Raw genomic sequence first — 4,695 nt, forward strand, 5'->3', positions numbered from 1 at the left:
GCCATACTGGCAGGGCTTTCAATACTATTAAACACTCTTCAGTTGTTGTCAGAGTATTCGTCTGATGAGCTGAATGCGATTGCTCAGATCGCATTCAATTTATAAAAAATGTGTAGATACCTATGCCTTTTAAGGAGAGGGTTAGGGAGAGGATTTATATGAAAAGCTCCCTCATCCTCTTGCGGAGCATGCTCCTCATCCCAAAGGGAGAAGGGACTCTCAATATGAATTTAATAATCAATTGATCACATTTTGTTTTTGCGAAATTTAGAATATAGAGATAGAAGATCGAATATGGCCATTTTACTCCCAACTTCAACTGCTGGCAGCTTACCTAAACCATCTTGGCTGGCTGAACCTGAAAAATTGTGGTCAGCATGGAAACTTGAAGGCGAAGAATTATTAGATGCAAAGCGTGATGCGTTGAAATTATCTTTGCATGAACAAATTCATGCGGGCATTGATATTGTCAGCGATGGCGAACAAACCCGTCAGCATTTTGTGACCACATTTATTGAACATCTTGAAGGGGTAGATTTCGAAAAGCGTGAAACGATGCGTATTCGAAACCGTTACGATGCAAGTGTACCGTCAGTCGTGGGTGAAGTATCTCGTAAGAAAGCAGTGTTTGTGGATGATGCAAAATTCTTACGCAGCCAAACCAATCAGCCGATCAAATGGGCGCTGCCTGGCCCAATGACGATGATTGATACCTTGTATGATGGTCACTACAAAAGCCGTGAAAAATTGGCTTGGGAATTTGCTAAAATTCTGAATCAAGAAGCTTTAGAGCTAGAAGCGGCAGGCGTGGACATTATCCAATTTGATGAGCCTGCATTTAATGTATTCTTTGATGAAGTCAATGACTGGGGTATTGCGACCTTAGAGCGTGCGCTTGAAGGTTTGAAATGTGAAACTGCTGTTCACATTTGCTATGGTTATGGCATCAAAGCCAATACCGATTGGAAACAGACTTTGGGTAATGAATGGCGCCAATACGAAGAATCATTCCCGAAACTGCAGCAATCTAAGCTCGATATTATCTCGCTTGAATGCCAAAACTCTCGTGTACCGATGGATTTAATCGAACTGATTCGCGGTAAAAAAGTGATGGTTGGCGCAATTGATGTAGCAACCAATCAGGTTGAAACAGCAGAAGAAGTAGCTAATACATTACGCAAAGCATTGCAGTTTGTAGATGCCGACAAGCTATATCCTTCAACAAACTGCGGTATGGCGCCTTTACCTCGCCAAGTGGCGCAAGGCAAACTAAATGCGTTAAGCGCAGGCGCTGCCATTATTCGCCAAGAATTGACCGCATAAATTCGAGCTGACTCAATTTCATGTAAGGGCAATAAGGAAATTAAATTTGCTATTGCCCAAACCTGAGAAAGAGATAAGCCATATAGACCATTGAGATTGAAGAGATGATTGAAGCAACTGATTTTAGAAATGCAATGTCTTTATTGACGACTGCAGTCAACGTGATTACGACTGAGGGTGAAGCAGGCATGCATGGATTTACAGCATCAGCAGTATGCAGTGTGACAGATACACCGCCAACTTTGCTGGTTTGTATGAATCAAACATCTCGTTCTCATGCGCATTTTATTGAAAATAAAGTTCTTTCTGTCAATGTTTTAGGCGCACAGCATGAGCAAATTTCCAATGCTTTTGCTTCAAGCAAATTCAATTCGGAAGAGCGTTTTAAATTGGGTTCTTGGACTGTATTAGAAACAGGTTCACCGATACTCAAAGATGCTTTAGTTAGTTTTGACTGTCAGATTGAACAGATTCAAGAAGTGGGTACGCACAGTGTGTTTATGTGCCGTGTGGTTGCAATCAAGCAAAGTCAGCAGGAAGAAAGTCTGGTGTATTTCAACCGTGCTTATCATGCTGTGGGTCAAGTGGAGTTGGCTTAAACCAGTCAACTTCTTCAATACATCTCTTTAAAAGTATATATTTCGTGGAACTCATTACTTTCTTAATTATTGGTGCATTTGCTGGTTTTGCTGCAGGGCTGTTTGGTGTCGGTGGTGGCACCATCATTGTGCCATTGCTCTATATTGTTTTTAGCCAAATGGGCTATAGCCCTGATGTGATTATGCATTTGGCGCTTGGTACATCTTTGGCTACGATTGTGGTGACATCGATCAGTTCATTGATGGCGCACAATAAAAATGGCGCTGTAATTTGGCCTATATTTAAAAATTTAGCTCCGCCTATGGCGATTGGCTGTTTTGCTGGTGCTGGGATCGCAGGCTGGCTGTCAGGCTTACATCTGCAAATAATTGTGGGTGTGTTTTTACTTTGGGTGGCTTATACCATGTTTATGGGAGCAAAAAAGCCAGTCGATCCAAACAAAATATTGCCATCTACAGCTAAACAAATTGCAGCAGGTTCGGGCATTGGTGTGGCATCGGCCATCTTCGGGATTGGCGGCGGTAGTATTACGGTACCGTATTTAACGGCAAATGGCGTGGTGATGCAAAAAGCAGTCGGGACGTCTGCCGCTTGCGGTTTACCTATTGCCATTGCTGGTGCATTAGGCTTTATGTTTTTTGGTATGCAACAGCAAGTTGAAATTCCAAATACCATTGGCTTTATTCATATCTATGCCTTTTTGGGCATTAGTGTGATGAGTTTCTTTACGGCTAAATATGGCGCGAAAACTGCGCATGCGCTTTCACCAGCAGTACTGAAAAAATGTTTCGCGGTGCTGTTGTGTATTGTTGGATGCTTTTTTCTAGTGAAAGGCATTTTATAGAAGCCGACTGATCACAGTTAATTCATTCGAAACGTATGCTCTAGTGTGCAACAGCAAGCTAGAGCATTTTTATCTATAGCAATTTAAGTCTTTAAAATTTCAAAGATATTATTTAAAAATTACATTTCAAAACTGACATCTCAAAGCTCTGTGCTTTTAGAAAAAACATTAATAATCACAATACCCAATAAAATAAAGGCCAAACCAATCATGGCAGGCAGGTCTAAATTTTGTTTAAACACAATCCAGCCCACACAAGAAATCAGTACAATGCCTGCAGCAGACCACATGGCGTAGGCCAATCCCATTGGAATCGATTTAAAGGTCAAACCTAAAAAGAAGAGTGCAATGGCATAGCCCAATACGGTAAAAATAATCGGTACTAGTTCAGTAAAGCCATTGCTGGCTTTTAAGGCGGACGTGGCAATCACTTCAGCAATGATTGCGATGAGCAAATATATAAACGACATTGATTTCCTATAGACATTCTACGGCATGGTACAAGAGGTGCTGTTTTTCATTTTGCAACCAATCTGTACTTTCTGTCGTGGTATCAGTGCGACGCTGAAATGCATAATGTGGAACATAAATATCCACCTCGAACATCAGCTGTATTGCTTGACCATTAATAATGACGTTTTGCATTAAATGTGTTTCATCAATAACTTTGAAATGATCAAAGTTAAGTGCTTGATCTTGCTGAGATGAAGTCGTTGTATAGTGCTTATGCAGACCATCTACAGCGATGGATACTTCAAAGCTTTCAATCACCGTTTCATACATAGTAGGTGCAGATGATATATCGATGCTGGCAACAGTTTGCTGATCTGTAGGTAAACGACTCAGTGCAAAGGCCACATGCTTATCACAAATAATTAAACCGCCATCCATCTGCAATGGCTGATGGCTTTCTACATCTAAAGCTGACTTCAAGCGCAGGCCTAAAAATAACCCTTCATGCACTTGTTGACGCCAGTCTTCGACATACGCATTGCTTGGAGAGAATTCTAAAATACAGTTGCCAATCGCATGTAGTTTTGCAGGTTCTGGCCATTGCACATGATTTTGATAATTTGAGTGTGCTTTAACGTCCCAAGACAATAATTGTTGTTTAGCATCCCATAGGGTGTTACCAATCCAGCCTTGACGCTCATTCACTGGCGTATTTTCTTGGCTTTTTAAACGTAGATCGATGGTGAAACTACGTAACTGAAACCAATACACAATGGTCTTTTCATCCGTCAAACCATTTGAAAAACTAATGCTTTTACGGCGAAAAGCACCATATAAATAGTCTGGAATAGGACCTGAAACCTCTTGGCTGGCTGGAAGCTGTGCTAAAGCCTGAAATAGATTCATGCGCTTGCTCCTTGTGCTTCTGTATTTTCATCCATACCAAATGATGACAATGGCACAGCATTTCTAAGACTTAGCTCTCCTGAAGCGATACGTTTTTTGAGATAACTAAAGGTTTGCGCGGTTTGATTAAATAAATGTTCGCCACCAATTAGGGGCTGATATTTGGGCGCTTCAGTAGAATGTACAGGCTCAATAATTGTGTCGTAATTACAGGCACAGAACAGAGGGAAAGAGTAGCGCTCTTCAGAGACTTTTTTAACACGGTGCTTGGTGGCCAAATATTTGCCATTCGAAAAAATTTCCATCATATCGCCAATATTCATCACCAAGGTATTTTCAATCAATGGAATATCCATCCATTCACCTTGTTTATTAGATTTCTTTCATAAGTCATTTTTCACTCAGCTCCAAGTTATAAATTCCAGCAATTAGATTGAATCTTAATGCTAGTCTTTTGCCTCGATTGCGATATCGCTCAGCAAGAATTTTGAAGGTTTTCAAACTGCCAAATACATGCTCAATTCCAATTCTTCTTTTATTGATTTCCTGATTATAGATTTTTAGTTCGG

General features: G+C 40.7%; 6 protein-coding genes and 1 pseudogene. 3 read left to right on the forward strand and 4 right to left on the reverse strand.

The genetic code is table 11. The annotated features are described in order from the left end of the window. Positions 1–294: 294 nt before the first annotated feature. The 3 genes from FTV03_RS16960 (at position 295) to FTV03_RS16970 (ending at position 2,767) form a co-directional block, all read left to right on the forward strand. On the forward strand, positions 295–1,323 hold the full coding sequence (locus tag FTV03_RS16960; protein WP_078193780.1) for a methionine synthase: 1,029 nt from the start codon (positions 295–297) through the stop codon (positions 1,321–1,323). A 104-nt stretch (positions 1,324–1,427) separates the two neighbouring features. Further along, positions 1,428–1,922 (forward strand): flavin reductase, encoded by a 495-nt coding sequence (locus tag FTV03_RS16965; protein WP_180042338.1) that lies wholly within the window; start codon positions 1,428–1,430, stop codon positions 1,920–1,922. A 44-nt stretch (positions 1,923–1,966) separates the two neighbouring features. After that, complete coding sequence (locus FTV03_RS16970; RefSeq protein WP_180042340.1) at positions 1,967–2,767, forward strand: sulfite exporter TauE/SafE family protein; 801 nt, start codon at positions 1,967–1,969, stop codon at positions 2,765–2,767. A gap of 140 nt (positions 2,768–2,907) precedes the next feature. Here the strand turns inward: FTV03_RS16970 and FTV03_RS16975 are convergent, their stop codons facing one another. The 4 genes and pseudogenes from FTV03_RS16975 to FTV03_RS16990 form a co-directional block, all read right to left on the reverse strand. Then, positions 2,908–3,237: a multidrug efflux SMR transporter gene (locus FTV03_RS16975; RefSeq protein ID WP_168377505.1), complete on the reverse strand. Its 330-nt coding sequence runs from the start codon at positions 3,235–3,237 to the stop codon at positions 2,908–2,910. A gap of 7 nt (positions 3,238–3,244) precedes the next feature. After that, positions 3,245–4,126, reverse strand: coding sequence for a hypothetical protein (locus tag FTV03_RS16980; protein ID WP_180042342.1), 882 nt, complete (start codon positions 4,124–4,126; stop codon positions 3,245–3,247). After that, positions 4,123–4,500, reverse strand: a pseudogene (locus tag FTV03_RS16985) (2OG-Fe(II) oxygenase family protein); the annotation flags it as partial. The pseudogene FTV03_RS16985 and the gene FTV03_RS16980, both read right to left, overlap by 4 nt. A gap of 16 nt (positions 4,501–4,516) precedes the next feature. Continuing rightward, positions 4,517–4,695 (reverse strand): transposase (locus tag FTV03_RS16990; protein ID WP_180003507.1); only part of this gene is annotated, 179 nt, incomplete at its 5' end.

Origin of the sequence: Acinetobacter sp. YH12218, assembly GCF_013417925.1 — a bacterium.
GTDB lineage: Bacteria > Pseudomonadota > Gammaproteobacteria > Pseudomonadales > Moraxellaceae > Acinetobacter > Acinetobacter amyesii.

Excerpts from the sequence above, each read along its gene's own strand:
- FTV03_RS16975 (WP_168377505.1), bottom strand. The coding sequence starts at position 3,237 with ATGTCGTTTATATATTTGCTCATCGCAATCATTGCTGAAGTGATTGCC.
- FTV03_RS16980 (WP_180042342.1), bottom strand. The coding sequence starts at position 4,126 with ATGAATCTATTTCAGGCTTTAGCACAGCTTCCAGCCAGCCAAGAGGTT.
- FTV03_RS16960 (WP_078193780.1), top strand. The coding sequence starts at position 295 with ATGGCCATTTTACTCCCAACTTCAACTGCTGGCAGCTTACCTAAACCA.
- FTV03_RS16965 (WP_180042338.1), top strand. The coding sequence starts at position 1,428 with ATGATTGAAGCAACTGATTTTAGAAATGCAATGTCTTTATTGACGACT.